The sequence below is a fragment of the Kribbella sindirgiensis genome (assembly GCF_004331435.1).
Taxonomy (GTDB): domain Bacteria; phylum Actinomycetota; class Actinomycetes; order Propionibacteriales; family Kribbellaceae; genus Kribbella; species Kribbella sindirgiensis.
In genome coordinates, this window is the sequence record NZ_SJKA01000006.1 from 396,589 (window position 1) to 422,994 (window position 26,406).

The following is a 26,406-nucleotide window of genomic DNA, read 5'->3' on the forward strand; positions in this document are numbered from 1 at the left end:
GGCAGATTGGGCTCCAGCGATTCAGTCTGCGCGGCGATAGTGCATGGCGACGATGCCGCTCCTGAGCGGCTCCGCCGAGAGCAGTTCGAGCTTGCGCGTGGTGGGCAGCCCGCCCTCGTACAGCGTCGGGCCGTGGCCGGCGATCCTGGGTTGGACGAGCAGCCTGTACTCGTCGATCAGGTCCAGCCGGTCGAGCTCCGTCGCGAGCTTGCCGCTTCCCAGGAGGACCCCGGCCGGGGTCGCGTCCTTGAGCTTCTGTACGCCGTCGCGCAGATCGCCGGCGAGGTGGTGGCTGTTGGCCCACGAGAAGTCCGTGCGCGTCGAGGACACCACGTACTTGGGTTTGGCCTCCAGTTTGACCGCCCACTCGCGCAGGGCCGGCGGCGCTTCCTCGTCGCCGCGGGCGACGGCCGGCCAGTAGCTCTCCATCAGTTCGTAGGTGACGCGACCCCACAGCATGGCCCCGCCTTCGTCCATGACGCGGGTGAAGTAGGCGTGCGACTCGTCGTCGGCGATTCCCACCTGGTGGTCGACGCAACCGTCCAGGGTGACGTTGAGGCTGAACGTGAGAAGTCCCATGCCCGGCGAGTCTAACGCCGCGACGACAGCAAGTCCGCCGTTCGCCGCACCGCCTCGGTGAAGGCCAGGGTCGCCCCAGGTTTGAACAGGTGCTGGAGGCAGGGAACAGGCAATAGATGGCTCTCCTGCCGCAGGTGTGGGTGAACTGTGGGGCGGTGCGACAGGTTCTGGTGGGGTCGCAGCTGGTATTGCCTGTCCGCAGCGCCCGGACGGTGTCTGTTGTCCCGGCAACCTGTTCACCGCACTCACGGGTACGGCGGGCCGTCGGGGAAGTGCACGGTCGACAGGACGTATACGTGTACTACCTGCCACTGCGCACCGGGGCAGCGGCCGGTTCGACGGGCAGGGACGGATATGTCCTGTCGACCCTGCACAAACCCGCAGCGGCTCGGGCGACTGGGGATTCTGGCTGGTCATTGCAGGTGGGTAGCAGTCCCCAGCTCCGTGCCGAAATGGTGGCGGCGGACAGGAACTGGTGGCTGGAGGCACGCAATAACCTGTCTCCTGCCCCCGCAGAGGGTGCTCAGACCCGTCGTTGTCCCAGGCGGGTGGTGAGGAAGGTGAGGATTTCGTCGCGGGCCTTCAGGGTGGGGTGGCCTGTCTCGTCTACGAGGTGGGCTGTGACGACGCTGTGAGGGGTCTCGACGACGTCGCGGAAGAACGGGGGTGGGTTGGGGTTCGAGGAGCGGCCTGGGAGAACGCGGCCGTCGAAGGTGTCGCCTAGGAGGGCTTGGTAGGCGGCGAAGCGTTGGCCGGTGCACCAGCGGTCGTTGTCGAAGCGGTACGCGAGGACGGTCAGTCTGTCGCGCGCGATGCGATCCCGGACCGCGTGCGCGTCCTCGTCGCTGAGTTCGAGCCCGGCGGGGTCGTCCAGTGGCAGTGACGGGTGGTTGACCACTGGCGCGATGACGGCCGGCTCGAGTGCCATGGTGAGTGCGAAGTTGCCGGTGAAGCACAGGCCGATCGCACCAACTCCCGGACCACCGCATTCGGCGTGAGCCTGTCGTGCGAGACCACGGAGCCACACGGTCACGGGGCTGGTGCCGCCGTTGGCGAAGGCGCGGAACTCGGCGCTGACGCACGCGCGCCGTACCACCTCGCGACCACCCTCGGCGGTGGGATACGCACCGTCGACCCCGAAGAGCGACGGGACGTAGACGGTCAAGCCCGCATCCCGCACCCACCGCGCCAGCCGAAGGACGTCTGGGCTGATACCGGGCATCTCCGGCATCAGCACCACAGCCGGGCCGGTACCGGCGACGTACACCGTCTTCACCACCCCGTCCACGTCCACGTCTCGGCGAGCGAAGTCGGTGATCGCGTCATCAAGGTCGGCGGCGCTCATGCCGACAGCGTGGCCCGATCCGCCGTACAAAGCGCTGGGCCAGATCGCCACATATGGCGGTAATCTCGCCACAGGAGGTGATCGTGAGCGCACTACGGATCGGTGTCCTGGCCTATCCGGGTTGCTTCGCGTCCGAGGTGTTCGGCGTACCCGATCTGTTGACGATGGCCACTCACATCGCTGGTCCGGACCACGTCGGTTACGAGGTATCGATCGTTTCGCCCCGTCGGCGGGTCGCCGCATCGGGTGGTACGTCGTTGGCGGTGTCTCCGCTGCGCGACGTGGATGTCCTCGTCGTACCGGGGTTCGAGCTGGCGCCGGGTCTCGACGTGGACGCGAAACTCGCGTCGCTCGCCCCGGAGGTTGCGGCGATCCGCTCACACGCGAGCGCGGGCAACGTGGTGGTGTCGATCTGTGTCGGGGCGTTCCTGCTTGCGCAGGCGGGAGTGCTCCACGGCCGCCGGGCGACGACGGCATGGCTGTTCGCCGACGAACTGGCGCGACGCTGCCCCGCTGCCGACGTCCAGCCCGAACGTCTCGTCGTCACCGATACGGGGGTGACCACGACCGCGGCCTTCAGCGCCATGTACGACTTCGCGCTGGAACTGATCCGCGAACACAGCGGTGCCCGCGTGGCACGGTCGACCGCGCGGATGGCGCTCGTCGACGACGCGCGATCGTCCCAGACGCCGTACGTCGACGCGCGCCTTCTGCCCCGCCCCGGAAACGAGTTCTCCCGCCGGGTCATGCGACGACTCGACCAGAACCTTGCCGCACGCTACGACCTCGGTGCGTTGGCCGCAGACTTCAACGTCAGCACGCGAACGCTGCTGCGCCGCTTCGCGGACGAGACCGGCCAGAGCCCGCTCGACTACCTGCAGGCGTCGCGTGTCCGTCGCGCCCGCCACCTCCTAGAGACGACGGACCGAACGGTCGCAAGCATCTCCGCCGGAGTCGGCTACCAGGACGCCGGCACCTTCGCCGCCCTCTTCACCCGCCACACAGGCCGCCGCCCAAGCGCCTACCGCGCAGCCTTCCAACGCGGTCCCGCCTGATCGATCGCCCCCTGGCCTGTCGATGTAGTTTCATGCAGGTCAGGTCGCTTGGAGGAGTTGATGGTGGGATGACGGTGCCTACGCAGGATGAGGTTCTTGGGTACTTCGAGGGGTTGTCCAACTGGGGGCGGTGGGGGGAGGACGATGAGCTGGGGACTTTGAATCACGTCACTGACGAGGTTCGGTTGGGGGCGGCGCGGGCTGTGCGGCATGGGCGGAGCGTGTCGTGTGCGTGGGAGGTCGCCGTACCGGAGGAGATGGAGCGGGCGACGAACTCGTGCCCGTGTGCGGCCGACATGCCGGGGGCCGAGCACATGCCGCCGCTGTTCCACAACGACCGCCGCTGGGGGTTCTCGAACGAGCGGCTCGGCATGATGTTCCACGGCAACACGATCACGCACCTCGACTCGCCCTGCCATCTGTTCTGGGACGGCAAGATGTACAACGGGCGGTCGCATGAGTTGGTCGACGCTGCGACGGGATCAGCGTGGGCGGCCGTCACGGCGGCGGCGAACGGGATCGTCACACGTGGTGTCCTGCTGGACGTTGCCGCGGTCCGCGACGTCCCCTGGCTGGAGCCTGGTGAGGGTGTGTTTCCCGAGGATCTCGAGGAGGCCGAACATCGTCAGGGAGTGCGGGTCCAGTCCGGCGATGCGGTACTCCTGCGCACCGGGTACGGCCGCGCCCGCCACGAGTCCGGCCAGTCCGGGGGTATCACGCAGGCCGGGTGGCACGTGTCCTGTCTGCCGTGGCTGCAGGAACGGGAGGTCGCGTTGATCGGTGCCGACACGCCCCAGGACGTACAGCCGTCGGGGTACGACGACGTACTGATGCCGGTGCACGCCGTGAGCCTCGTCGCGATGGGGCTGTGGATGCTCGACAACTGCGACCTGGAGGAGTGCGTGGCCACAGCTGCCGAACTCGGCCAGTGGGACTTCCAGTTCGCGGTCGCGCCCGTCCGTTTCGCCGGTACGTCGGGCAGTCCGGTCAACCCGATTGCCACCTTCTGACCCCATCGCCGCTCACCTTGACCCGATAGGGAAATCAGGAGTCCGGGATCCGCAGGTGGGCGTACTCTCGAATGATGGACGTGGGGGCGGGTCTTCGGGGGCGTGTGGAGCAAGGGTTGTGGCCGCGGGTCGAGAGTTATCTCGGCTCGCACGACGTGGCAGGCCTGGCTGTTGCCGTGGTGCGGGATGAGGAGGTCGTCGCGCGTGGGTTCGGCGTCCGTGACGCCGGGGCCGGTACGCCGGTCACGCCCGAGACGATGTTCCACCTGGCGTCGGTGTCGAAGCCCTTCGTCGCGACCGCGATCGTGTCCGCGGCGGCGACTCACGGTGAGCCGGTGCTCGATCTTGATGCTCCGATCACCGAATGGGTGCCTGAATTCACGCTCGCTGATGGTCGGCAAGGGGAGGTCACAGCTCGGCGACTGCTGAGCCACTCGAGCGGACTCCCGGACGTCCAGGACTACGAGTGGCACGATCCTCAGCTCGGGGACGACGCGCTCAGCGAGTTCGCTCGCAGTATCTCGGACTGGCGGTTGCAGTCGGAGCCGGGCTCGACATTCTCCTATTCCAATGCGGGGTTCGAGCTGCTCGGCTTGTTGCTGTCCAGGGTGACCGGCACGACGTTCGAGGAGGCCATGCGGCAACAGGTCCTGGACCCGCTCGGGCTGCAGAACAGCACGTTCCTGCGTGGCGACGTACCTCCGGACCTGGCCGCCGCACCGCATGTGGGTATGCCGCTTGCAGTGCCTGAGGGCTCGTACCCGTACACCAGGCGCCATGCCCCGAGTTCGACTCTGCACTCCAGCGTGCTCGAGCTGTGTCGCTGGATGGTGGCCTACTTCGAGCCGGCCGCGGGATCCGACGGGCAGTGGGCGCGGCTGGATCCTGCTGTACGCGAGCAGCTGTGGCAGCCGATGATGCCGGTGGGGCGTCCGCCGTGGATGGGGGAGATCGGGCTCGGCTGGTTCGTGGGCGATTACCGCGGGCATCGAACCGTTAGCCATGCCGGGTCGGACCCTGGGTTCGGGTCGAGGTTCGTGATGGTGCCTGAGCGGCGGACCGGCGTTGTCGTGCTGGCCAACTCCAACAACATCCCTGCGTCGGACATCGCGGCGGCAGCGCTCGACGTCGCCCTTGCCGATGTCCCGCTCTCGGCGAAGCCTGATGGGATGGTCGATCTGCGCGCCATGCCGCGCTCGATCGTCGGGCCTGTTGCCGAGGTGCTGACAGCATCGGGGCCGGAAGCCGCCGAGGCTGAGTTCCGCCGGCTGGCCGCGGTCGACCCGGCCGAGTTCGACCTCGACGACGAACGGTTCGCCGACGCCACCTGGGGAGCGATCGAACTGCACCGCCCGAGCCTGGTCTGGCCACTCCTGCGCGTGTGGACCGAGGTGCGCCCGGACTCCTCCGACGCCTGGACGATGACCGGATGGGCCCACCAACTGGACGGTCAACACGACCTCGCGAGATCCGCCCTCCAACGCGCCATCGACCTCAACCCCGACAACGACGACGCAACCGAACTCCTGAGCCAAGTCCCGATGGGCGAGGTGCTAGTCGGGGATCCGGAGACGGGCCAGGAGACCGATGTGGTCTGAGAGGTACGTCGGACCGCTGCGGAGGACGCGCTTGTCGGTGAACAGAAGCTCGGTGCTGTCCACGCCGATCGTCTCCGCGGCGAGGATGAAGTCGATGCAGTGTGGTTTGTTGCCTGGTGCAAGGTATTCGGCGTGGAACGTCGGTGGGCACAGGCGACTGAACGCATCGCGCAGACCGGTCCGCTGCTGGAGTTCACGATGCAGCGTGCTCGCCTGGGAGACGTTGAAATCTCCGCACACCACCGCCGGCGAGTTCTCGGCTGAGACGGCCCGCGCCAGCGCACTGAACTGATCGCGCTGCAGCTCATAGAACCGATTCTGCTCAGACCAGTCGCCGTCCGTGTTGGCCATCGGGTGGACGTTAAGTACGCGGCAGTCGGCCAGCCGAACGGTGAGCATCCCGCTGTGGAGGGCATTGAGTCGCGCGCGAAGGGGCAGTGCCGAGGGACGCGACGACCACGGAAGTCCGGCGTACGTCGTGCTTGCCGGCCGGAGCCGTGACAGCGTGACCTGGCCGCCGGCTGGGCCGATCGCCGACGGCCGGTAGGCGACGTACGGGAAGGACGGCATCCGTTTCCGGAGGTGCGCCAGGTGATGGTAGGCGAACACCTCTTGCAGGCAGACCAGATCGATGTCGGCGGCATCGAACTCGTCCGCGATCGCGGCGAACCGCTCGCCGAGGCGGGAGCCCTTCAGCGGAAGCCCACGCACGTTCAGGGTGGCGACGGTCAAACGCGTGCTCATGGTGCGTCATATCGTATGAGGTATGGAGGAACGCCGGGTCGACGGAGGCATCAACCAGGTAACGCAGGTCGGGCAGACGATTCGGCGTACGGTCGGGCCGTGGTCGGCGTCTGTTCATGAGCTTCTCAAGTATCTCGAAGCCCGCGGGTTTGCTGGAGCGCCGCGGTTTCTCGGGGTTGATCAGGACGGGCGGGAGATCCTGTCCCTGGTGCCAGGTGATACTCCTTGGCCGCCTGGTCCGATGTCGGGGGTGCTCGAGAGTGCGGCGGCGCTGTTGCGCCGGTATCACGACGTGGTCGAGGGGTGGAGGCCGGCGGCGGGCGCGTGGCAGTTGGCGCCTGTGGCGGTTGGTGAGCCGGAGGTGATCTGCCATAACGACGTTGCGCCGTGGAACCTCATTGCTCGCGACGGTTCGGTCGTGGCCTTTGTGGATTGGGATACCGCGGCGCCCGGGCCGCGGATGTGGGATCTGGCGTACCTCGCCTACACACTCGTTCCGTTGGCCGCGCCCGAGAATCTGCAAGCTATGGGATGGCCGAGCCCGACTGCGGTCTGCGAACGGCTTGCGCGTATCCGGGATGCCTACGGCTGCACCCAAGAGCAGTGGGACACGTTGCTCGACACCATTCCCGTTCGGGTCCGCGCCGCCTACGACACCATGCGGATCTGGGCCTCCGAAGACCGACCTGGCTGGCAGGCCCAATGGGAACAGCCTGAGCCGTGGCGCCACGGTGCTGGGTACCTCCGCGACCTCACCTACATCGAGACCTACCTCGACAACTGGAAAGCAACTCTGAAGTCCAGGAGCTAGGGCTGGGCCGAGAGGTGGAGTACGGCGGACGCCTTCTGGGCTAGTAGGTGGAATCCGCAGGTGGTGGCAATAGTGAGGGCTTGGTTGGCTGCGTGCCTTGCTGAGGTTGGTTCGTTGGCGGCGAGGCGGGCGGTGGCGAGGCCGAGAAGGGCGCGTGCCTCGATGAAGGGGTAGACGCTGCGGGCGATCGTCAGGCTGTCGTCGAACCATTGGGCGGCCGCGGTGGCGTCGCCGAGGGCGAGGTGTGCCTGCGCCACGGTGGCTGCGGTCTGCGCGATCGCCTTGCGGTCCCGGACCGTGTTGGCCAGCTCGTGAGCGCGTCTGGCGACCTGGAGCGCTGTGGCGGTGTCCCCGCGCTGCCGGTGCAGCTTGCTCCATTCGTCCAACGTCGACAACTCACCGCGAAGGTTGGATCTCTTGCGGTAGTCCGCGAGTACGTCGGTCAGCAGTGCGGACGCTTGCGTCTCCTCGCCGGCCTGACGGAGCGCGCTCGCCAGGTTGCCGCTGTTGGCCAGCGCCGACAGCTCTCTGCCGTTCTCCTTGTTGATCTCCAAGGCCGCGGACAGCAGATCGGCGGCGTCGCGGAGCTGCCCTTGGTGCAGGTTCATGACGCCGAGTGCGTTGAGCGCGACCGCTCGCACGTGGCTGGTCTTGTCGTGTTCGGTCAGCTGCAGTGCACGGTCGAACCAGTTGTGCGCTTCCGCGAGCCGGCCGTGATCTAGGTGCAGCCAGCCGATGTCGTGGGACAGGTACGCAACGGCCATCGTCCAACCGGTCGCGACCGCGAGCTGCTCGCCGGCGAGAAAATCGGCCAGCGCCTCGTCGTCGCGACCGACCGACCAGTGCGCATGACCGCGGCTGATCAGCATCGCCGTCCGTGCGGTGGCATCGCCGGTCCTGGTGGCGGCGTCGAGCCCTGCCTCGGCCGCGCCCAGCCAGCCGTCGACGTGCCGACGGATCATGAAGTAGCCGCGGAGCTGGTCAGTGATCTGCCAGGACAGCGTGGGGTCGGCGGACCGAGCCGTCGCGCCGACCACGGCAAGTAATGCCGGCAGCTCGGCATCCAGCCAGGACAGCGCATCTGCCTCGGACGCGAAGAACGCCTCACGCGCCGGATGCCCGCTGAGTCGCACGAGCTGGCGATAGGCCCACTCCATTGCTGCGGTCGCGGTTTCGGCGTACCAGGAGTACAGCTGGGACCGCGCGGTGCCGGTCTCGGCATCGTCGCTCAGCAGCCGGCGGGCGTACAGACCGAGCAGGTCGTGGAATCGGTAGCGGTCCGGTGCGTACTGCATCAGCATGTTCGCCTCGAGCAGGTTCTCCAGCAGCCGGTCGGCCTCGGCCGGCGGCAGGCCGAGCAGTACGCCGGTACCGTCCGCGCCGAAGTCGTCGCCGGGATGGAGGCTGCACAGCCGGAACGCGCGTTGCGCCGCCGGGCTCAGGTCGGCGTAGCTGAGCTGGAAGCTGTTGAGCACGCTCGAGTCGTCGGTGGACAGTTCGGTGAGCCGGTGATGCTCGTCGCCGAGTCTGCGGGTCAGGTCGTCGATCGTCCACGCCTGCCGGGTGGCCAGCCGCGCGCCCGCGATGCGCAGCGCCAGGGGCAGCCGTGCGCAGGCCTCGGCGAGCGCACTCGCGGCGGCGGGGTCGGCGTCGACCCGGTGTGATCCGGCGGTCGCGGCGATGAGAGCGACCGACTCCTCCGGGTCGAGTGGCTCGAGGTCGAGCACGAACGCTCCCGCGAGGCCGTGCATCCGGCGTCGGCTGGTCACGACGACATCGCTGCCTCCGGCCCCTGGCAGCAACGGCCGGACCTGGTCCGCGTCGTGAGCGTTGTCCAGCAGGATCAGCATCCGCCGGCCGGCCAGTTCGCTCCGCAGCAACGCCGCCGCCTCGGCCTCGTCGGTACCGATCTGTCGGCTGGGTACGCCGAGTGCTCGCAGGAATCGGCCGAGCACCTGCATCGGTTCCGGCGCGGTCTCGGTGGCGCCGCGCAGATCGGCGTACAGCTGACCGTCCGGGTACCGTCCACGCAAGCGCTGCGCGGCGGCCAGAGCGAGCGCGGTCTTGCCGATGCCCGCGACGCCGGCGATCAGGACGATCCTGGGTGCAGCCGGCGCGGGTGTCTCGCCCGGCCGGGACAGCGCGGCCTGGATGCTGGTCAGTTCACCGTTCCGGCCGACGAAGTCCGGCGGCGCGGCGGGTGTCTGCTGGATCGCTGCCGGCCGGACGCGACGTACCTCCTGCTGGCGGAGTACGGCGAGCTGAACCGACCGGAGCGACTCTCCTGGGTCGATGCCGAGCTGGTCGGCAAGTGCCAGCCGGATCCGGTCGTACGCCGCGAGCGCTTCCGCCTGGCGACCACTCGCAGCGAGAGTGAGGATCAGCGCGACGTGCAGCGGCTCGTCCAGCTCACGCCGCAGCGTCAGGTCCTGCAACGGCTTCAGCGCGTCGTCCGGCCGGCCGAGATCTCGAGCAAGCGCCGCGAACGTCTGAACGACGGCACCGTACTCCGCGATTGTCGCGGCATAGAGGGGGCTCGACGCCAACCGGTCGGCGTCGATTTCACCGCGCCACAGCGCGACGGCATCCGCGAGCCGGGCGAAGGCGACCTCCGGGCCGCAGTGCGCGGCCCGCGAGGTGAGGTCTCGAAACGCCAGCAGATCGAGGTGCGCGGCGCCGACCGTGAGCCTGTACTCCTTCTGGCCACCGACGAGCACGCTGCCGGTTTGCGATCCGGAGTCCAGCAGCCGTCGCAGCCTGGCGATGTGGGTGTGCAGCAGACTCATCGGTCGCGGAGCTTCACCCGGCCTCCGCAGAAGCTCGACGAGCTCTTCCTGGCTGACCGCCGCGCCTCCTGCGAGCGCGAGCCGGGCGAGCAGCGTGCGTTGCCGTTCGGAGCCGAGTGGTGCCTGGACCTCGCCGTGCCAGACCTCGATCGGACCGAGCACGCGAATGCGCAACGGACCGCCCTCGACCGCCGGCGCGCCGGTGCGAGCACGGGCTCCCGCAGCAGCGTGCAGGTTCGCTGTGTCGGGCTCGGGCAACTCCAGAGCCGCGGCGATCGCCTGGACCGACTCGCGTTTCGGGTATCTCGTCCGGCCCTGCTCGAGGTCGCGAATCACGGAGGGGCTCACACCCGCCCGGTCGGCGAGCTGCCGCTGGGTCAGGCCGGCCCGCTGCCGATGAGCGCGAAGCTGTCCGGCGATATCGGTTTCGATCACTCGTACCTGCTCAGGGCGGGCAGACCGTCGGGCCTGCGGTTTCGAGGTACCGCGCTCATCCTACCGACGAGGAACGTGTACGGGCTCGCCCGAAGCGCGCCGTACTGGCAGTACTGGCGGAGTACTGGCAGCAGCACGCCAGCGGCGGCTCCTAGCCTCGGAATCCAGTTCGCCCGCAGGTACCGCCCGAGGAGGAGAAGCGATGAGTTCGGACGAGGGATTCCGGTTTCGAAAACGATCGGCCGCGCTGCTGAGTGCGGTGCTCGTCGCGGTCAGTTCGATCGCGTTGAGCCCGGGGCCGGCCGCCGCGGCAGAGGCCGGCACCAGTGCAGTCACGCTGTGCGACGTCGAGCTGGAGTACGGCGAGTCCGGCAGCTGCGTGGAGCGGTTGCAGCGGCGGCTCAACGAGCTGGGGCTCAACTGCGGCAACCAGCTCGACGTCGACGGACAGTTCGGTACGGCGACCCGGATGCGCGTGTACGCCTTCCAGGGCCGCAACCGGCTGGACATGGTCGGCGTGGTGGGATCGGTGACCCGGGCCAAGCTCGCCGACCCGGACGAGGGTCTGGCCGTCGCCTGTGACGCGACAGTCGAGAGTCAGATTCGCGCCGTCTTCCCGGCAGCGATCGCGAACAAGGCCGTCCGGGTCGCCCGCTGCGAGTCCGGGCTCAACCCGATCGCCGTCGGTCTCAACACCAACGGAACAAAGGACGTCGGGGTGTTCCAGTTCAACACCGGCGGAACTCTCCAGGAGTACCTGCCGGGCAGTGACGCCGGCGAGAAGATCGACCGGGCGCTGAGCTCGGCCGACAACATCCACGCCGCCTACGACCTGTACCGCGCTCGCGGCTGGCAGCCGTGGGACAGCTCCGCAAACTGCCACGGCTGACCGTCGACCTTTTCTCGTGCACGGAACCCGCCCGAAAGGAAAGCGCACCATGAAATGGAAACATCTCACCCGGAGGATCACGACGTCGGCCCTGGCCCTCGTCACCGCGCTCACCGGAGCCGTCGTTGTCGCCGCGACACCGGCGTACGCCGATGGGCTGGCCAACCCGAGCGGGACGCTCACCGTCGAATGCCCGGGGGCGTCCGCCTTCGTTCAGGTCGACTGGCTGGGCCCGAACCGGGTAACTGTCCGCTGGAGCCTCGAAGACACCGGAACGACGGCCGGAATCTCTCCGGTGTTGCGAATCCAGGCGGTCGACGGGGACGGCACTGTGGCACCCATGGTCTTCCCCAGCGGCGATGCCTGGTTCGTCCTCAGGGGCGGCAACGGACACAGCGAGGTCGGCCTCGAGGCGGACTGGAATCCCGGCAACATGGCCGACCTCAATCACCTGAAGGTGAAGGTCCAGAACGGGACCACCGATCAGGGGATCCACTGCACCGAGTCCCGCAACATCTTCAACTGGAGCAGGATCGCCTACAACAACGCCTGGAGCCAGGAGGAGAAGCCCTACGAGTGGGGAGGGGTGGGGCCGAACGACTACGACTGCTCCGGGCTGACACTCTGGTCCTACAACCAGATCCCGCTCTTCCCCGGTTTCGGCGGTGTCCGTACCGCCGACTCGATCTACAACTGGGCGACGTCGCACACCTCGCCCGCGAAGGTCTACGCAAAGCGGGTCGACCGGGCGGACGCGAAGGTCGGCGACCTGTTCTTCTACAACACCGATGGCGACGCGGCTATCGACCACGTCGACTTCTACGCCGGGAACAACGAAGCCTACGGCGCCCTCAACGAAGACCTCGGCCTCGCCAAGCACCCCATGTGGAGCGGCGTGGTCGGCATCTACCGGATCCTCGGCGTCTCCACCGACGGCTGACAAGCACCGCGGGTGCCTCGGCTGGGGCACCCGCGGTCAGTGGGGGAGTGTGTGAAGGAAGCGAGTGGGTGTGACGGTGTAGCCGTGGGACTGGTAGAAGGTGTGGGCCTTGGTTCGGTGGGTTGCGCTGGTTACTTCCATGCGTAGGCAGCCGCGGGTGGTGGCGAAGGTCTCTGCGGCTGTGATGAGCTGGGAGCCGATGCCTTGGCGGCGGGCCTTGTCTGAGACGACCAGGGCGACGATGCGGGCCCAGGTGCCGTCGCGTTCGAAGAACGGGCAGGTGCGTACGGCGATGACGCCCAGGAGCCCCTGCCCGCTGTCGGCGACGTAGACCGCTCCGGCCGGGTCGTCGGACCAGGTCTTGATGCGGGTCGCCGTCGCCGCCGGGTCCGACTGCGGATAGCCCAGCTGATCCAGTAGTTCGTTGATAGCGGGGGCGTCCGTGGTGCGGGCGAGACGGATGTCCATCAGGCGATCGGGAAGTCGAAATAGGTGTCCGGGTAGGGCTCGTCCAGCAACGTGTAGTGCCACCACTCGTGGTCGCACCGGCTGAACCCCGCGGACTCCATGATCGAGCAGAGGTGCCGCCGGTTCTCGGCCTCGAGTGCGGTGATACCGGTGGCACCGTGGTGCGAGATCGAGTCCATCAGGTCGTGGTGGCCGCCCATCGGCGACAGTTCGCCGGTCGCCAGGTCGTACAGCGTGAGGTCGACCGTACTGCCGCGGCTGTGGCCGGATTTCGTTGCCACATAGCCCTTTTCGAACATCTCCAGACGGTTGATGTTCGGATAGTGCCGCGGCTTCGTACGGCGGTCCTCGGGCTGTCGCGCCCAGCGCAGGAAGTTGTCCACGGCACGTTGTGGCCGGTAACCGTCCCACAGCAGGAGTCCGAAGCCGAGCGGTTCCGCTTTCTCGCGTGCTCTCTGCAACGCCGCGCACAGCGCCCGCGTCCCGGCGATCCGGTTCGCCAAGTAGCCGTCCACGGGTTTGCCGGTGAAGTTGTCCCACGTGGCGTACTTGGAATCCCACCGGATCCCCGGCGCCACCTCGTCCACAAAGGCGAAGTCAGCGTTCACTGGAGCTTCCCGGTCAGAGTCACCGACACCAGCCGGTCGATCACTTCACTCAGCGGTACGCCGGCCGCGGCCATCATCCTGGGATAACGGCTGTACGACGTCATACCGGGCAAGGTGTTGACCTCGTTGAGGACCGCTCGACCGTCCGCGGTGAGGAACAGGTCGACGCGGGCCAGCCCGCCGCAGCCCAGCGCGCGGTACACGGCCTGCGCGGTCTCCTGGATGAGCGCGCGCGACTCCTCCGAGATGTCGGCGGGAACGACGAACGTGGCGTTCTCGGAACCTGTCTCCGGCGAGTCCTCCTGGTGGATCTTGAAGAAGCCGTGCGTCAGCGCGACGCGATCTAGTTCGCCGGTCATCAGGTCCACGTCGTTCCCGAGGACCGCGCAGCCCACCTCACTGCCGACGACGGCCTCTTCGATCAGCACCTTCGAGTCGTACTGGCCGGCGGTCTCCAGCGCCTCCCGCAGTTCGGCGGCGTCGGACACCTTGCTGACACCGAAGGAGGAACCCGAACGGGCCGGCTTCACGAAGACGGGATACGGGAGCTGCTCGGGATCGAGGTCGGGCGTGGCGAACCAGAAGTTCGGTGTCGCGATGCCGGCGCTGCGGGCGACGGTGTAGGTCAGCGACTTGTCGATGCACTGCACGGAACTCTGCACATCGCAGCCCACGTAGGGGATCCCGGACAGCTCCAGCAGGCCCTGGATCACACCGTCCTCGCCGCGCTTGCCGTGCAGCACCGGAAACACCAGGTCCAGGTTGATCGTCCGGTACTGCCCCTGCCTGATCCGCGAACCCATCCGGTCCGACTCCAGGACGAGCAGGCCCTGCACGCTGCTGTCCGGCGACAGCACGACCGGACGGCAGTTGCCGTTCTCCCAGTCCGGGCCGGGGCCGTCGCAGAGTTTCCACGCGCCGCGCTCGGTGATCCCGATGTAGAACGGCTCGTACTTGTCCAGGTCGAGGTTCTTCGCGATCTCCTGCGCGGACTTGACCGAGATGTGGTGCTCCTCGGAGATGCCGCCGAAGAGGACGGCGATCTTGACCCTATCCATGGTGTTCCCTGCTTCCGAATCTCAGGCAATTGATGATGGAGTTCTCGACCGTGTCGCTGAGCGCGTGGTCGGTGTAGTAGGCGGTGTGCGGACTGACGATCACGTTCGGCAGTTTCTGCAGCCGCAGCAGCAGGTCGCTCTCGACGGGTTCGTCGCGACGGTCGGCGTAGAAGATTCCTTCTTCGCCTTCGAGTACGTCGAGGGCGGCGCCGCCCAGCCGCCCGCTCTCCAGTGCCGCGACCAGCGCCTCGGTGTCCAGGAGCGCTCCGCGTCCGGTGTTGACCACGAACGCGCCGGGCTTCAGCTGCCCGATCCGCCGGCGATCCAGGAAATGCTGGGTTTCCGCGGTAAGCGGCGTGTGCAGCGTCACGATGTCGCTCCGCTGCAGCAGCTCTTCGAGCGGAACACGTGTTCCGGGATCCTTGTCATAGGCAAGCACCCGGCAGCCGAACCCGCGCAGCCGGTCGATCACCGCGCTGCCGATGCGCCCCGTTCCGACGACGCCGACGGTCAGGTCGCGGAGTTCCCGCCCGCGGGTGGCACTCAACCGGTAGTCGTGGACGTCGGCGCGCCGGAGGACCGACTTCATGTTCCGTACCGCCATCAGCATCAGCATCAGCGTGTAGTCCGCCACGCTGTCCGGTGAGTACGCGACGTTCTCGACGCGGATCCCGACGCGCTCGGCGTACCGCACGTCGATGTGGTTGTAGCCGACGCTTCTGGTGGAGATGTAGGTGACGCCGACCCGGCTCAGTGCGCGCAGAGTGGCGTTCGTGACGCGGGTCTTGTGGCCGACGCTGACGCATCGACTGCCGAACGCCAGATCGATGTTGGCCTCGGAGACTGCGGCGTCGGTGATGGTCGGCGCGATGCCGAAGCGTGGCGCCAGTTCCCGGAACAAGGCGGCTTCGTCCGGTTCACACCCGAAGACGGTCAGATCGGTGACGGTGCGCCGTACCGTGACAGCAGATGTGGTCGCGGCTGGTTCGGTCATCTTCGCTTGCCTCTCAGGTGTTCGCGGCGCTTCATGTAGAGGTCGAAGGCCCGGTACATCACCGGCCGCAGGGGCAGGTCCCACTCGCCGACGTACCGGACCGCCTGACCGCCGGTGCCGACCTTGAACTGGATCAGTCCGACGTGCGGGTCGTCGACGTCGAGGGTCGGGGTGATGCCGCGGAGGTCGTACACGTCGCAGCCGGCCGCGAGCGCGTCGCGGATCATCGCCCACTGGCAGGCGTTCGAGCCGCGGACCTCCCGCTTCTCGGTCGCGGAGGCGCCGTACGAGTACCACGCGTAGGCCCCGACCTGGACCAGGATCGTCGCTGCGACCAGATCGCCTTGGTGATGGGCCAGATAGAGCTTGATCCGCGAAGGGTCCTCCGCGCTCAGCTCGGCGAACATCGTCTCGAAGTACCGCAGCGGGCGCGGCACGAAGTGGTCGCGCTCGGCGGTGTGCACATACAGATCGTGAAAAGCCTTCAGATCCGTGCCGACCGTGACTTCGACACCGGCCCGAGCCGCCTTCTTGATGTTGCGCCGCCAGAGCTGATTCATCCCACCGAGTACGTCGTCCTCGCTCCGCCCGGCCAGCGGAACCTCGTACTTGAACTGCGGCTGCCCGGCCCCGAACCCGTCCTCCGGGTTCTGCGCCAGCCACCCGGCCCGGCGCAGCCGATCAACCACCCGCCGACCCACCGGATCGACCGCCCCAGGCAGGTCGGTGAGCCGCCCGATGCCCGCGTCCGCGATCCCGGCCTTGACCTGAGCGGCGCTCCAACTGTCCGTCCGCAGCGGCGGAACGAGCCGGATCGCGAACGCACCCTGCGCCTTCAGGTACGCCGCCAACGGGTCCAGCCACCCACTGAGATCGCCGGTCCAGTCGATGGACGGCCCCTCGGGCAGATAGGCCAGCGTATGACGCTCGAGCCGCGGTACCGGCCGGTGCAGCACGAGTCCGGCGCCGACGAGCCGAGGACCGTCGTACCAGCCGAGGGATTCGCTCCGCCACTCGGTCTTCACGCGGCCCCACGCCGGGGTCTGCAAGAAGCTGACCGACCGCTGGGCCCGCACGAACTCCAGATGCTCGGTCGAGCTGATCGGCGCGACGGTCAGCGTCACCGCTGCATCCTCGGATCGTGCGTCGGGTCGGCGTACCGGGGCGGACAGCCGCGCGTCACGGCCTCCGGGCGCAGCTCGTAGTGCCACGGCTCGTTGTCGTAGATCTGGCACAGCCCGTACCGGGCGCCGTGCTCGGACAGCCACGCCGTCGCGTCGGAGCGCCCGATGTCGATCGCCTGCCCCGCCACATGCGGCGATGTCGTCGGGGTGGCGACCCAGCGCGCCGCTTCCTGCTCGGAGCCGTACTTCGACACCGCCTCGCGGAGCAGGTGCTCCTGGTACGCCGGCGTACGCCAGCCGCTGTTGACGAAGAACTGCACCCCGTCGTCGGCGGCGTCGGTCGCGGCTTTGCGCAGGGCAACGAGCAGCGCGGGATCGAGGTTGGCGACTGCGGGAATATCGTCGAAGACCGTGACGCCGTCGGGTACGGCGCCGTCGGTCTCGCCGAGCGTGGATCCGGCCGAGTACGACGGGAACGCGAGTGACTGGTGGATGAACACGCCGATGATCGCCACATTGGCGACGACGAGCGCCGCCCGGAAGGTCATCCGGCGTGAAGGTGCGCTGACGGACATGTGTCCAGTCAAAACAGGCGCGTGTTGTCAGCGCGTATCGGGTTTTGGATATGCGGGCGATATGTGCGGCCTCGTACCATCGAGACTGTGCGGGTACTGATCGTCGAGGACGAACCTGAGATGGCGGACGCCGTCCGTGCCGGTCTGCGCCTCGAAGCGATCGCCGCCGATGTGGCCGGCGACGGTGACGCGGCGCTGGAGCTGCTGAGTATCAACAGCTACGACATCGCCGTTCTGGACCGCGACATCCCCGGCCCGTCCGGTGACGAGATCGCCAAGCGGATCGTTGCCTCCGGCAGCGGTATGCCGATTCTGATGCTGACCGCGGCCGACCGGATCGACGACAAGGCGTCGGGGTTCGAGCTCGGCGCCGACGACTACCTCACCAAACCGTTCGAGCTCCAGGAGTTGGTCCTCCGGTTGCGGGCGCTCGACCGCCGGCGCGCCCACAACCGGCCGCCGGTGTGGGAGATCGCGGGCCTGCGGCTGGATCCGTTCCGCCGCGAGGTCTACCGCGACGGCCGGTACGTCGCGCTCACCCGGAAGCAGTTCGCCGTACTGGAGGTGCTGGTCGCTGCCGAAGGAGGGGTCGTCAGCGCCGAGGAGCTGCTCGCGCGGGCCTGGGACGAGAACGCCGACCCGTTCACGAACGCCGTACGGATCACTGTCTCGGCACTGCGCAAACGCCTCGGTGAGCCGTGGCTGATCGCCACCGTGGCCGGTTCCGGCTACCGCATCGACACTGGAGCTGAGGGTCGTGGATAGGGAGCCCGGGCTGAGCGTTCGGCTCAAGCTGACCCTCAGTTATGCGGGATTCATCATGCTGGCCGGCGCCTTGCTGCTCGCGGTCGTGTGGGTGTTCCTGTTGCGGTACGTACCCGACGTGACCATGGGCCCGATGCGCACGCCCGACCGCTCCGACCTGATGCGGGCGTTCATCCCGAAGGTGACCATGATGCTCGCGTTCCTGCTGGTCTTCGGTCTCGTCGGGGGCTGGATTCTGGGCGGCAGCATGCTCGCGCCGCTGACTCGCATCACCCATGCGACCCGCCTGGGCGCGAACGGGTCGTTGTCGCACCGGATCCATCTGGAGGGGCGCACCGACGAGTTCCGTGAGCTGGCCGACGCGTTTGACGTCATGCTCGCCCGGATCGAGGCGCACGACGCGGAGCAGCGGCGGTTCGCGGCGAACGCCTCCCACGAACTGCGCACCCCGCTGGCGATCACGCAGACGCTGCTCGACGTGGCCCGCAAGGACCCGAACCACGACCCCGGCGAACTCGTCGAGCGCCTCCACCTGGTGAACACTCGGGCCATCGACCTCATCGAGGCGCTGCTCCTGCTCAGCCGCGCCAACCAGCGGACCTTCATCCGGGAACCCGTCGACCTGTCCCTCCTGGCGGAGGAGGCCACCGAAACGCTGCTCCCCCTCGCGGAGAAGCGCGGTCTCACCCTCGAGACCTCGGGAGACGTGGCCCCCACCATGGGTTCGGCCCCGCTCCTCCTGCAGCTGACGACGAACCTCGTCCACAATGCGATTGTCCACAATCTGCCGGCCCAGGGCAGCATCTGGGTCCGGACCGGTGTCGGCCCCCGGACCGTGCGGCTCACCGTCGAGAACACCGGCCAGAAACTGACCGCACACCTGGTGTCCACGCTGGTCGAGCCGTTTCAGCGCGGGGCCGAGCGGGCCCGGTCCGACCACGCGGGCGTCGGGCTCGGCCTCGCCATCGTCAACAGCATCGCGCAGGCCCACAACGGCACCCTCACCCTCGCTCCACGCGACGGCGGCGGGCTCCGCGCCACCGTGGAACTGCCTCTGCGGAGTGCCGAGAAGAGCTGGACGCGACGAGCCCGCGGCGCTGCCGGGCCGGAAACCTGATCTTCAGCGGATCTTGGCCGTGAGCGTCAGGTGCGTGATGCCGCTCGGACTCGTGACGACCTCGATGTCGTAAGTGTTCTCGAGGGCCTCCAGGCCGTCCCACAGGCGGACGCCGCGGCCCAGCAGGATCGGCACCTGGGCGATGTGCGCGTAGTCGACCAGGCCTTCGGCGAGGAACTCACGGACGACGGTCGGACCGCCGCCGACCCGGATGTCAGCGCCGTTCGCCGCGGCCCGGGCCTGGTCGATCGCCTCCTGGGGCGTGCCGTCGAGGAAGTGGTACGTCGTCCCGCCCTCCATCTCGACCGACGCGCGCGGGCGGTGGGTGAGCACGAACACCGGCGAGTGGAACGGCGGGTTCGGGCCCCACCAGCCCTTCCACTCCGGGTCGTCCTGCCATCCGGGCGGGCCGAACTTCCCGGCGCCCATGATCTCGGCGCCGATCCCGGGCTCGTGCCGCTCGGCGAACGCGTTCTCGGTGCCGACGGTGCCACCGGGCAGGCCGTCCGCCGCGTGGAAGAACCGGGTGCCGACCAGCCACTCGTGCAGCCGCTCGCCGGCGTGCCCGAACGGCGCCTCCAGGGACTGCCCGTCCCCGGTGGCGAACCCGTCGAGCGAGATCGCAAGATTGTGAACACGAACTTCGGACATCGGACTACTCCTTCGTTCCGGCACCGCCCTTCGGCGCCTTCACGGGAAGGTCGGCGCCGGCCGGCCCGTCTTGACATCACTCCACAGAAATCTGCATTTTGCCGCTGGTTCACCGTCGAAATGAGTCTGATTAGCGTGTGCGGCATGGAGAGAGCTCACATCAACAGGAGAACGGTTCTGGGTGGCCTGGCCGGGGCTGTCGGCGCCACGGCACTGCCGGGCGGAACGGCGTACGGGAGCAGCTCGCGGTATCCGGCGGCGTGGCCCGAGCTGGAGCCGTACGGCGTGGCTGACACCCGGCTCGACCTGTGGCCGCGGGACGACAACTCCTTCGTGTTGCCGCTCGAACTCCGGCCCCGTGACGAGGAGCTCGGGCGGGTGTGGATGCGCGACACGTACGTGAACTGCTTCCGGGTCGACGGCCGCCCGCTGTACGTCGCAACGGGTACGACGCGGGTACCGGGGCGGCCGGGCGCGGGTCCGTGGAACGACGGCATCTTCGTCTGGACGGCGCCGGCGCTGCACGGCCCGTGGCGACTCGCCGACACGAGAGGGATCCGGCCGGACGCGGAGCGGGGCAAGGTCTGGTCACCCGAGTTCGCCGGCGAGAACACACCGGGCCGTACCGTCGTCGCTCCGTGGCAGGAGTACTGGTACGACGACCAGTTCGGCAAGCGAGGAAACGCGTGGGCTCCCGAGCTGCACTACTTCCGCGGCACCTGGTACATCGTCGCCTGTATGGGCGACCACTCGCGCAAGGTCGGGTCGTTCCTGCTGATCAGCGAGGGCGGCGTCGAAGGACCGTACCGCGTTGCCCAGGGCAACCTCACGAAACCGTTCGGCGACTCGTTCGTCGGCGGCCCGCCGTTCATCGAACCCGGCGCCTACCACCACATCGACGGCGGCCTGTACTCCGAGGGCGACGACGCGTGGCTCGTCCTGCACAACAACCTCTACGCGAAGTTCCGCGACGACATGGAGGACATCGTCCCCACGACCAACCTGTCCACGTTCCAGCAGACCGCTTACGCACCCGAGCCGTACCTCGAGGGCGCGTACGTGCTGAAGCACGGGGGAAAGTACTACCTCATGCACGCCGCCTGGGACCGCGCCTCGACGAACCCGGACGGCAGTGCACGCAACGCCTACGACCCTCCCGCGCCGGGCCGCGTGCAGTACCAGTACGACCTGGTCATGGCGGTCGCCGACCGCTTCGAAGGCCCGTACTCGAAACGCTGGACTGCAGGCGTCGGCGCCGGCCACAACAACCTGTTCACCGACGCCGCCGGCCACTTGTGGGCCACGTTCTTCCGCAACCCCGCCTTCGGCTACTGGGCCGATCCCGCGCGCGTCGACGATGCCGCCGTACCAGGCGTCGTCCGGATGGAATGGACGGGACCCGAGACCAACCGCCTGTACGTGCAACGCCGCAGGAGCTGAGGAGCTACTACTCCTTCTGGTACGTCGTTTCGTCGAGGCCGCTCATGGTGGGGTCGTAGCCGACGTCGCCCACGTCGTACATGGACGTCATCCAGTGGTAGAAGTTGTCGCCCCGCTCCCGCAGCACGGTGTACAGCCGCCGCAGCATCCGCGACCGTACGGCGGCTTGCTCCGGGTGCTCGTACACGTTGAGCAGTTCGTCCGGATCGAGCTCCAGGTCGTAGAGCTCGTTCACCGAGTCCGGATTCACCACGAGCTTGTACCGGTCCGTCCGCAGCATCCGTTGCGGGTAAGGGAAGTGGTGCCCGTGGAACTCGCACACGATGTCGTCGTCCCACTCGACCGGCTCGCCACTCACCAGCGGCAGCAGGCTCCGCGAGTCGACGGCCGCCTTGGGGTCGGCGCCGGCCAGCTCGAGGATCGTCGCGGTGCAGTCGAGCAGACTCACGAACTCGTCCCGTACGACGCCTCCCGGCCGGCCCGGCACCCGGAGCAGGCCGGGAGTGCGGTAGATGTCCTCGTACATCGCCGGCCCCTTGTCGTGCAGCCGGTGCGAGCCGGTGAACTCCCCGTGGTCGCAGGTGAAGAAGACCGAGGTGTCGTCGGCGAGCCCGAGCCGCTGCATGGCGTCGAGCACCCGGCCGAGCTCGAAGTCGATCAGCGCGACGTACCCCTGGTAGACCGCGATGAGCTTGCGCGTGGTCTCGATCGGCATCGTGTCGAACGTCCAGTGCGCGCTGTAGTTCTTCTGCACCATCGGCTTGCCCTGGAACGTCTCCGCCACCGATCGCGGCAGCTCGACGTCCGCGGGATCGATCAGGTCGAAGTACTCGTCCGGCAGGATGTACGGCAGGTGCGGCCCGAAGAAGTGCAGCGCCAGGAAGAACGGTTTCCCACCGTCCGCGGCGTACCGCTCCAGCATCTCGATCGCCCGGGTCGCCAGATAGTGCTCGAAGGTTGCCTCGACCGGCTGGTGCAGCCGGGCGGCGAGCAGGTTGCCGGGCCCGCCGTTGGGCAGCGTGCCGCGGATCCGGTCCGAGATCTCGTACGGCGGGAGACCCCGCTCCTCGAGGTAGGCCAGGTAGTCCGGGTGATCCACCGGGTTGTGCCAGCCCGGCAGATCGGGGCCGTCGAACCCGAAGTCACCGGCCGACTTGTTGGTGCCGACGTGCCACTTGCCGATCAGCCCGCAGTTGTACCCCTTGTCGCGCAGCGCCTGCGAGAACGCGAACTGTCCTTCGCCCAGGTCTTCGAGGTATCCGACGTTCCGCTCGTAGTTCGCCAGCAGCTTGTGCCGGAACGGCGCCTGGCCCGTGAGCAGGCTGGCGCGGGCCGGCGTACAAATGGCTGTCGGCGTGTACCAGCGGTCGAACCGGGTCCCGGTGCGGGCCAGCTCGTCGAGGTTCGGGGTGGTGCCCAACTGGTTGCCGTAGGCACCGAGGGTGTCGGCTCGGTGCTGGTCGGTCATCAGGAAGAGGATGTTCTTCGGCTGAGTCACTTGGCCGCCGCCGTGGTGAACAGATCGCCGGTGTAGTAGGTCTTCGGGTCCGTCTTCGTCTTGAGTTTCCCGGCCTGGACGAAGTAGTCGGCCATCCCGTTCAGCCACTTGCCGATCGTGCCGTCCTTGGTCTTGGCGTCCAGTTCGTCGACCGGCAGCACCTTGACGTTGCTCGCGTCGGCCTTGACCTGGTCGACCGGCACGCTGAGCATCTTCGCGGTCAGTTCGATCGCCTGGTCCGGGTTCGCGGAGCGGTAGGCCATCGCCTCCCGCAGTACGGCGATCGTCTTCTCGGTCTTGTCCTTCTGCCCCGACACGACGTCGTTGCCGGCCACGAACGCGGTCGGGAACGAGACCTGGGACTCGAAGTCGGAGTTCTTGGCGAGCTCGGTCAGATCCGGCACCTGCTTCTTGATGGTGCCGATGGCGGGGTACCAGAAGCCGGCCGCGTCGATCTTCTGGGACGCGAACGCCGAGACGATCGTCGACGCGTCCATGTTGACGACCTTCAGGTCCTTCTTCGTCATCCCGGCCTTCTGCAGCGCGAGCGTCAGGATCATGTCACCCGACGTGCCTTCCGGTACGCCGACGGTCTTGCCGCGGAGCTGGTCGATCGAGGTGGTGCCGGAGCGGGCGATCACCCGGTCGGCGTTGCCGAGGGTGTTGATCGCGATGATCTTCGCCTGCCCGGACGCCGGCAGCCAGAACGCGCCGGGGCCGATGTAGCCGAAGTCGAGGTCGCCGGTGCCGAGGGCCTGGATCTGCAGCGGGCCGTTGGTGAACACCTTGGCGTCGGCCTTCAGGCCGTGTTTCTCCCAGAGCTTCTGGTCCTTGGCGATCGCGAGCAGGCTGGTGCCGTTGTAGTCGGCGATGTAGCCGAAGTTCACGGTCTGCAGGGATCCGCCGGCCTGGTCTTCGGATCCACCGCAACCGGCGAGGGCGAGTGCGAGGGCAACGGTTCCGGCGGCCAGCGCCGCCAGTTTGCGTGCAACAGACATGAGGTTCCTTAGGGTCGAGCGGCGACAGGGGCCGCGGTGCGGCCGTCCTGGTGGTAAACGGAGTGCCAGACCCGGTTGCGCAGGTCGGCGAACTCGGGGCTGAGGCGGAAGTCCTCCGACCGCGGGTACGGCAGGTCGACCTCGACCACGTCGTAGATCCGCCCCGGTCGGGCGGCCATCACGATGACGCGGTTCGCGAGGAAGACCGCCTCGTCGACGTCGTGGGTGATGAACAGGACCGTGCGCTGCTCCTGGCTCCAGGTGTCGAGGAGCTGCTCCTGCAGCTTGACCCTGGTCAGGGCGTCCAGGGCCCCGAACGGTTCGTCCATCAGCAGGATCGACGGATTCACGGCGTACGCACGGGCGATCGCGCAGCGCTGCCGCATACCGCCGGACAGCATCTTGGGCAGTGCGTCGGCGAAGTCGCCGAGCCCCACCAGGTCGATGAAGTGCTGGGCCCGTTCGCGGCGCTCGGCCTTGCCGACGCCGGCGGTCTTGAGGCCGAACTCGACGTTCTTGCGCACGGTGAGCCAGGGGAAGAGCGCGTACTGCTGGAAGATCACGCCGCGCTCCGGCCCGGGACCTGATACCGGTACGCCGTCGACGAGCGCGCGCCCCGCGGTCGGTTCCTCGAGACCGGCGAGGATGTTCATGAGCGTGCTCTTGCCGCACCCCGACGGACCGACCACGGTGATGAACTCGTTGTCCGCGATGTCGAGCGACACCTGGTCGAGGGCGGTGAAGGTGTCCTTGCCCAAGGCAAATGTCTTGGTGACGGACTGGACAGTGATCTTCGCGGTCATCGGCGCTCCTGCCATCCGGTGAGTTTGCGTTCGGCCACGAGCAGGATCCGGTCCATCAGCAGGCCGAGGATCCCGATCGAGATCAGGCCGACGAAGATCGTCGGCAGGTCGTAGTACAGCTGCGCGTTCTGCATCCGGAAGCCGAGGCCCTGCTGTGCGGCGATCAGCTCGGCGGCGACCAGGGTGGCCCAGGCCGACCCGAGCCCCACCCGCATGCCGACGAGGATGAACGGCGTCGACGCGGGCACCACTACCCGGGCGAAGATGCCGGCGTCCTTGGCGCCCAGCACCCGGGCCGCGTTGATCAGCGTGCGGTCGACGTTGACCACGCCCTGGAACGTCGAGATCACGCAGGCGAGGAACGCGGCCAGGAAGATCACGAAGATCTTCGGCGCCTCGCCGATCCCCATCAGCACGATGGCCAGCGGGATGATCGCCAGCGGCGGAACGGTGCGGAAGAACTGGATCCACGGCTCGACCAGTCCGCGAACGACGGCGTACCAGCCCATCAGGAACCCGACCGGGACCGCGGCGGCGGTGCCGAGCGCGAAACCGATCAGGACCCGGGTCAGGCTGGCCAGGACGTCCTTGCCCAGCGTGCCGTTCCCGATCAGGGTGATCGCCTGCGTGACGACCTCGGGCGGCGTGGGCAGTTTGAGGCCGGCGAGAGCCAGCGCCCACCACACCGCGATACCGAGGCCGACCGAGACCGCGTTCAGGAGCAGGGGGAGACCAACAGCCCGGGCGCGCGTTCGCCCGCCGGCGCGGTCGCGCGGCTTGGCGCCGCGGGCGGTCTGGTCACTGATGACGGCCATCGGCCACTCCTCGGGTCTGCCGCGGGGCGATCGCCGCCCGCGGACCGGCACCGGTCGGCGCCGGCGTCTCTGGGTAGCCCGCCAGCAGCGGCGAGCTGTGGAACACCGCGGCGAGGGCACCGAGAGCGCCGTCGTCGTCGGCGAGGTGAGCCGCCCGTACGCCGGGCGACGCCGCGCCGGGGAAGAGTTCGTACGCGACTGTTGCGGAGGCTTGCTGGACGATCACGGGCGCGAGGCGGGTGATCTCGCCGCCGATGACGATCTCGGACGGGTTCAGCGCCATGGCGACGGCGGCGAGCACGCGGCCCACCGCGGCGGCAGCGTCGCGCAGTACCCGGTCGGCCAGCGGGTGCGAGCGGGCGATCGCGGCCGCGAGGTCGTCCAGGCTCTCCACCGGGAGCCCGGCCGCCCGGCAGGCGGCCAGGATCGCGGGGACCGAGGCGATGGTCTCGAGGCAGCCGTTCTTGCCGCACCGGCAGGGGCTGCCGTCGGCGGTGACTGTGACGTGGCCGAGTTCGCCGGCCAGCCCGGCCGAACCGGACACCAGCCGGCCGCCCACCACGAGCCCGCCGCCGACGCCGTCGGACAGGCGGACGTACAGGAGGTTCTCGATCGCCTTCTCGCCGAAGATCGCCTCCGCCAGCGCTGCCAGCCGGGTGTTGTTGTCGACGATCACCGGGGCGCCGAATCGCTCCCCGAAGGCCTCGTCGACCGAGGCCTCGTGGAACCCGTCGGCCGCCGACCGGTGCGATGGGTAGTCGCGCACGCCCGGCTTGCCCGAGTACGGCCCGGGAATCCCGATGCCCACCCCCTGCAGCGCGCCGTAGTGGACGCCGTACTCGTCGCTGAGGCGCTCCACCAGGCGGAACGCGACATCGAGCCGGGTCGGCCAGTCGACATGGTCCGCATACCGGTCGGAACCCGAGGCGACGATCTCGTGCGAGGCGTCGGCCACGACGACGTGGACGCGGCGATGCCCGAAGTCGACGCCCATGAACTGTCCCGAGGCCGGATCCAGGGCCAGCCGCTCAGCCGGCCGGCCGCTGCCTTCGCGATGGGCCGCGTCGGTGTCGGTCACCACGATCGCGCCCCGTTGCAGCAGGCTCCCGGTGATCTCGGACAGGGTGGTACGGGACAGGCCGATGGCCCGGGCGATCTGGTTCCGGCTGAGCGCGCCCTGCTCCCGCAGCACCTGGAGGACCCGCTCTTCGTGGGTCCTCCGCACCAGCGCCTGCACTCCTGGATAGCTCTGCACAGCCGCGACGCTAGGAACCCGGAATTATTCCGTCAACACTCCGAC

At 68.3% G+C, this 26,406-nt stretch carries 25 protein-coding genes; 9 read left to right on the plus strand and 16 right to left on the minus strand.

Features of this window, described 5'->3' with window-relative positions:
- Positions 1-21: 21 nt before the first annotated feature.
- Both E0H50_RS19725 and E0H50_RS19730 read right to left on the minus strand, forming a co-directional pair.
- The gene (locus E0H50_RS19725; protein WP_131290501.1) at positions 22-579 is read right to left on the minus strand and encodes a dihydrofolate reductase family protein; all 558 of its coding nucleotides are present in this window, start codon (positions 577-579) and stop codon (positions 22-24) included.
- Between the two features lie 523 nt (positions 580-1,102).
- Positions 1,103-1,924, minus strand: coding sequence for a dienelactone hydrolase family protein (locus tag E0H50_RS19730; protein ID WP_131290504.1), 822 nt, complete (start codon positions 1,922-1,924; stop codon positions 1,103-1,105).
- Positions 1,925-2,007: 83 nt separating this feature from the next.
- Between E0H50_RS19730 and E0H50_RS19735 the strand changes: the two genes are divergently transcribed.
- The 3 genes from E0H50_RS19735 to E0H50_RS19745 all read left to right on the plus strand — a co-directional run bounded on the left by E0H50_RS19735 (position 2,008) and on the right by E0H50_RS19745 (position 5,587).
- A complete protein-coding gene (locus E0H50_RS19735; RefSeq protein WP_202868218.1) occupies positions 2,008-2,979 on the plus strand; it encodes a GlxA family transcriptional regulator in 972 nt (323 codons plus the stop codon).
- Positions 2,980-3,137: 158 nt separating this feature from the next.
- Entirely contained in the window at positions 3,138-3,989 is an 852-nt protein-coding gene (locus E0H50_RS19740; protein ID WP_238151083.1) for a cyclase family protein, read from the plus strand.
- Between the two features lie 74 nt (positions 3,990-4,063).
- A complete protein-coding gene (locus E0H50_RS19745; protein ID WP_165547215.1) occupies positions 4,064-5,587 on the plus strand; it encodes a serine hydrolase domain-containing protein in 1,524 nt (507 codons plus the stop codon).
- Here the strand turns inward: E0H50_RS19745 and E0H50_RS19750 are convergent.
- A complete protein-coding gene (locus E0H50_RS19750) occupies positions 5,543-6,331 on the minus strand; it encodes an endonuclease/exonuclease/phosphatase family protein (protein WP_131290512.1) in 789 nt (262 codons plus the stop codon). The genes E0H50_RS19745 and E0H50_RS19750 overlap by 45 nt on opposite strands.
- Positions 6,332-6,353: 22 nt before the next feature.
- Between E0H50_RS19750 and E0H50_RS19755 the strand changes: the two genes are divergently transcribed.
- Positions 6,354-7,142: a phosphotransferase gene (locus E0H50_RS19755; protein ID WP_131290515.1), complete on the plus strand. Its 789-nt coding sequence runs from the start codon at positions 6,354-6,356 to the stop codon at positions 7,140-7,142.
- Here E0H50_RS19755 and E0H50_RS19760 read toward each other — a convergent pair.
- Entirely contained in the window at positions 7,139-10,363 is a 3,225-nt protein-coding gene (locus E0H50_RS19760; RefSeq protein ID WP_131290518.1) for a BTAD domain-containing putative transcriptional regulator, read from the minus strand. The two genes, E0H50_RS19755 and E0H50_RS19760, sit on opposite strands and share 4 nt — an antisense overlap.
- Positions 10,364-10,565: 202 nt before the next feature.
- Between E0H50_RS19760 and E0H50_RS19765 the strand changes: the two genes are divergently transcribed.
- The gene (locus E0H50_RS19765; protein WP_131290521.1) at positions 10,566-11,252 is read left to right on the plus strand and encodes a peptidoglycan-binding protein; all 687 of its coding nucleotides are present in this window, start codon (positions 10,566-10,568) and stop codon (positions 11,250-11,252) included.
- 49 nt (positions 11,253-11,301) lie between these two features.
- Entirely contained in the window at positions 11,302-12,192 is an 891-nt protein-coding gene (locus E0H50_RS19770) for a C40 family peptidase (RefSeq protein ID WP_131290523.1), read from the plus strand.
- Between the two features lie 36 nt (positions 12,193-12,228).
- Here the strand turns inward: E0H50_RS19770 and E0H50_RS19775 are convergent, their stop codons facing one another.
- From E0H50_RS19775 to E0H50_RS19800, 6 genes are read right to left on the minus strand one after another with little or no spacing between them, the layout of a single operon-like run.
- Positions 12,229-12,660, minus strand: a complete 432-nt coding sequence (locus tag E0H50_RS19775) for a GNAT family N-acetyltransferase (RefSeq protein ID WP_131290526.1) — start codon at positions 12,658-12,660, stop codon at positions 12,229-12,231.
- A complete protein-coding gene (vanX, locus tag E0H50_RS19780; protein WP_131290528.1) occupies positions 12,660-13,268 on the minus strand; it encodes a D-Ala-D-Ala dipeptidase VanX in 609 nt (202 codons plus the stop codon). Before vanX ends, E0H50_RS19775 begins: the two co-directional genes overlap by 1 nt.
- The gene (vanA, locus tag E0H50_RS19785; protein WP_131290531.1) at positions 13,265-14,326 is read right to left on the minus strand and encodes a D-alanine--(R)-lactate ligase; all 1,062 of its coding nucleotides are present in this window, start codon (positions 14,324-14,326) and stop codon (positions 13,265-13,267) included. The genes vanX and vanA overlap by 4 nt, the downstream gene beginning before the upstream one ends.
- Positions 14,319-15,320: a D-isomer specific 2-hydroxyacid dehydrogenase family protein gene (locus E0H50_RS19790; RefSeq protein WP_202868220.1), complete on the minus strand. Its 1,002-nt coding sequence runs from the start codon at positions 15,318-15,320 to the stop codon at positions 14,319-14,321. The genes vanA and E0H50_RS19790 overlap by 8 nt, the downstream gene beginning before the upstream one ends.
- On the minus strand, positions 15,317-16,444 hold the full coding sequence (locus E0H50_RS19795; protein WP_131290534.1) for a lipid II:glycine glycyltransferase FemX: 1,128 nt from the start codon (positions 16,442-16,444) through the stop codon (positions 15,317-15,319). Before E0H50_RS19795 ends, E0H50_RS19790 begins: the two co-directional genes overlap by 4 nt.
- Positions 16,441-17,019, minus strand: coding sequence for a M15 family metallopeptidase (locus tag E0H50_RS19800; protein ID WP_131290537.1), 579 nt, complete (start codon positions 17,017-17,019; stop codon positions 16,441-16,443). The genes E0H50_RS19795 and E0H50_RS19800 overlap by 4 nt, the downstream gene beginning before the upstream one ends.
- An 87-nt stretch (positions 17,020-17,106) precedes the next feature.
- Here E0H50_RS19800 and E0H50_RS19805 point away from each other — a divergent pair, with 87 nt between their 5' ends.
- Both E0H50_RS19805 and E0H50_RS19810 read left to right on the plus strand, forming a co-directional pair.
- On the plus strand, positions 17,107-17,784 hold the full coding sequence (locus tag E0H50_RS19805) for a response regulator transcription factor (RefSeq protein WP_131290540.1): 678 nt from the start codon (positions 17,107-17,109) through the stop codon (positions 17,782-17,784).
- Positions 17,777-18,901: a sensor histidine kinase gene (locus tag E0H50_RS19810; RefSeq protein WP_131290543.1), complete on the plus strand. Its 1,125-nt coding sequence runs from the start codon at positions 17,777-17,779 to the stop codon at positions 18,899-18,901. Before E0H50_RS19805 ends, E0H50_RS19810 begins: the two co-directional genes overlap by 8 nt.
- 3 nt (positions 18,902-18,904) lie before the next feature.
- Here E0H50_RS19810 and E0H50_RS19815 read toward each other — a convergent pair whose 3' ends face one another.
- Positions 18,905-19,552, minus strand: coding sequence for a dihydrofolate reductase family protein (locus E0H50_RS19815; RefSeq protein ID WP_131290546.1), 648 nt, complete (start codon positions 19,550-19,552; stop codon positions 18,905-18,907).
- Positions 19,553-19,696: 144 nt separating this feature from the next.
- Between E0H50_RS19815 and E0H50_RS19820 the strand changes: the two genes are divergently transcribed.
- Positions 19,697-20,992 (plus strand): family 43 glycosylhydrolase, encoded by a 1,296-nt coding sequence (locus E0H50_RS19820; RefSeq protein WP_131290549.1) that lies wholly within the window; start codon positions 19,697-19,699, stop codon positions 20,990-20,992.
- A 7-nt stretch (positions 20,993-20,999) separates the two neighbouring features.
- Here E0H50_RS19820 and E0H50_RS19825 read toward each other — a convergent pair whose 3' ends face one another.
- Genes E0H50_RS19825 through E0H50_RS19845 form a run of 5 tightly spaced genes read right to left on the minus strand, consistent with a single transcriptional unit; the run spans position 21,000 to position 26,361 of the window.
- The gene (locus E0H50_RS19825) at positions 21,000-22,490 is read right to left on the minus strand and encodes a sulfatase family protein (RefSeq protein WP_131290552.1); all 1,491 of its coding nucleotides are present in this window, start codon (positions 22,488-22,490) and stop codon (positions 21,000-21,002) included.
- On the minus strand, positions 22,487-23,488 hold the full coding sequence (locus E0H50_RS19830) for an aliphatic sulfonate ABC transporter substrate-binding protein (RefSeq protein ID WP_131290555.1): 1,002 nt from the start codon (positions 23,486-23,488) through the stop codon (positions 22,487-22,489). Before E0H50_RS19830 ends, E0H50_RS19825 begins: the two co-directional genes overlap by 4 nt.
- A gap of 8 nt (positions 23,489-23,496) precedes the next feature.
- The gene (locus E0H50_RS19835) at positions 23,497-24,291 is read right to left on the minus strand and encodes an ABC transporter ATP-binding protein (protein ID WP_131290558.1); all 795 of its coding nucleotides are present in this window, start codon (positions 24,289-24,291) and stop codon (positions 23,497-23,499) included.
- Positions 24,288-25,106, minus strand: a complete 819-nt coding sequence (locus E0H50_RS19840) for an ABC transporter permease (RefSeq protein ID WP_131290561.1) — start codon at positions 25,104-25,106, stop codon at positions 24,288-24,290. Before E0H50_RS19840 ends, E0H50_RS19835 begins: the two co-directional genes overlap by 4 nt.
- Positions 25,090-26,361 (minus strand): ROK family transcriptional regulator, encoded by a 1,272-nt coding sequence (locus E0H50_RS19845; RefSeq protein ID WP_131290564.1) that lies wholly within the window; start codon positions 26,359-26,361, stop codon positions 25,090-25,092. The genes E0H50_RS19840 and E0H50_RS19845 overlap by 17 nt, the downstream gene beginning before the upstream one ends.
- Between the last annotated feature and the right edge of the window lie 45 nt (positions 26,362-26,406).

Bases quoted from the DNA above. Each gene is read 5' to 3' on its own strand.
- E0H50_RS19725 (WP_131290501.1), bottom strand. From the start codon at position 579: ATGGGACTTCTCACGTTCAGCCTCAACGTCACCCTGGACGGTTGCGTC.
- E0H50_RS19800 (WP_131290537.1), bottom strand. From the start codon at position 17,019: ATGTCCGTCAGCGCACCTTCACGCCGGATGACCTTCCGGGCGGCGCTC.
- E0H50_RS19730 (WP_131290504.1), bottom strand. From the start codon at position 1,924: ATGAGCGCCGCCGACCTTGATGACGCGATCACCGACTTCGCTCGCCGA.
- E0H50_RS19765 (WP_131290521.1), top strand. From the start codon at position 10,566: ATGAGTTCGGACGAGGGATTCCGGTTTCGAAAACGATCGGCCGCGCTG.
- E0H50_RS19770 (WP_131290523.1), top strand. From the start codon at position 11,302: ATGAAATGGAAACATCTCACCCGGAGGATCACGACGTCGGCCCTGGCC.
- E0H50_RS19835 (WP_131290558.1), bottom strand. From the start codon at position 24,291: ATGACCGCGAAGATCACTGTCCAGTCCGTCACCAAGACATTTGCCTTG.
- E0H50_RS19790 (WP_202868220.1), bottom strand. From the start codon at position 15,320: ATGACCGAACCAGCCGCGACCACATCTGCTGTCACGGTACGGCGCACC.
- E0H50_RS19750 (WP_131290512.1), bottom strand. From the start codon at position 6,331: ATGAGCACGCGTTTGACCGTCGCCACCCTGAACGTGCGTGGGCTTCCG.
- E0H50_RS19830 (WP_131290555.1), bottom strand. From the start codon at position 23,488: ATGTCTGTTGCACGCAAACTGGCGGCGCTGGCCGCCGGAACCGTTGCC.
- E0H50_RS19840 (WP_131290561.1), bottom strand. From the start codon at position 25,106: ATGGCCGTCATCAGTGACCAGACCGCCCGCGGCGCCAAGCCGCGCGAC.
- vanA (WP_131290531.1), bottom strand. From the start codon at position 14,326: ATGGATAGGGTCAAGATCGCCGTCCTCTTCGGCGGCATCTCCGAGGAG.
- E0H50_RS19745 (WP_165547215.1), top strand. From the start codon at position 4,064: ATGGACGTGGGGGCGGGTCTTCGGGGGCGTGTGGAGCAAGGGTTGTGG.
- E0H50_RS19820 (WP_131290549.1), top strand. From the start codon at position 19,697: ATGGAGAGAGCTCACATCAACAGGAGAACGGTTCTGGGTGGCCTGGCC.
- E0H50_RS19755 (WP_131290515.1), top strand. From the start codon at position 6,354: ATGGAGGAACGCCGGGTCGACGGAGGCATCAACCAGGTAACGCAGGTC.
- E0H50_RS19815 (WP_131290546.1), bottom strand. From the start codon at position 19,552: ATGTCCGAAGTTCGTGTTCACAATCTTGCGATCTCGCTCGACGGGTTC.
- E0H50_RS19775 (WP_131290526.1), bottom strand. From the start codon at position 12,660: ATGGACATCCGTCTCGCCCGCACCACGGACGCCCCCGCTATCAACGAA.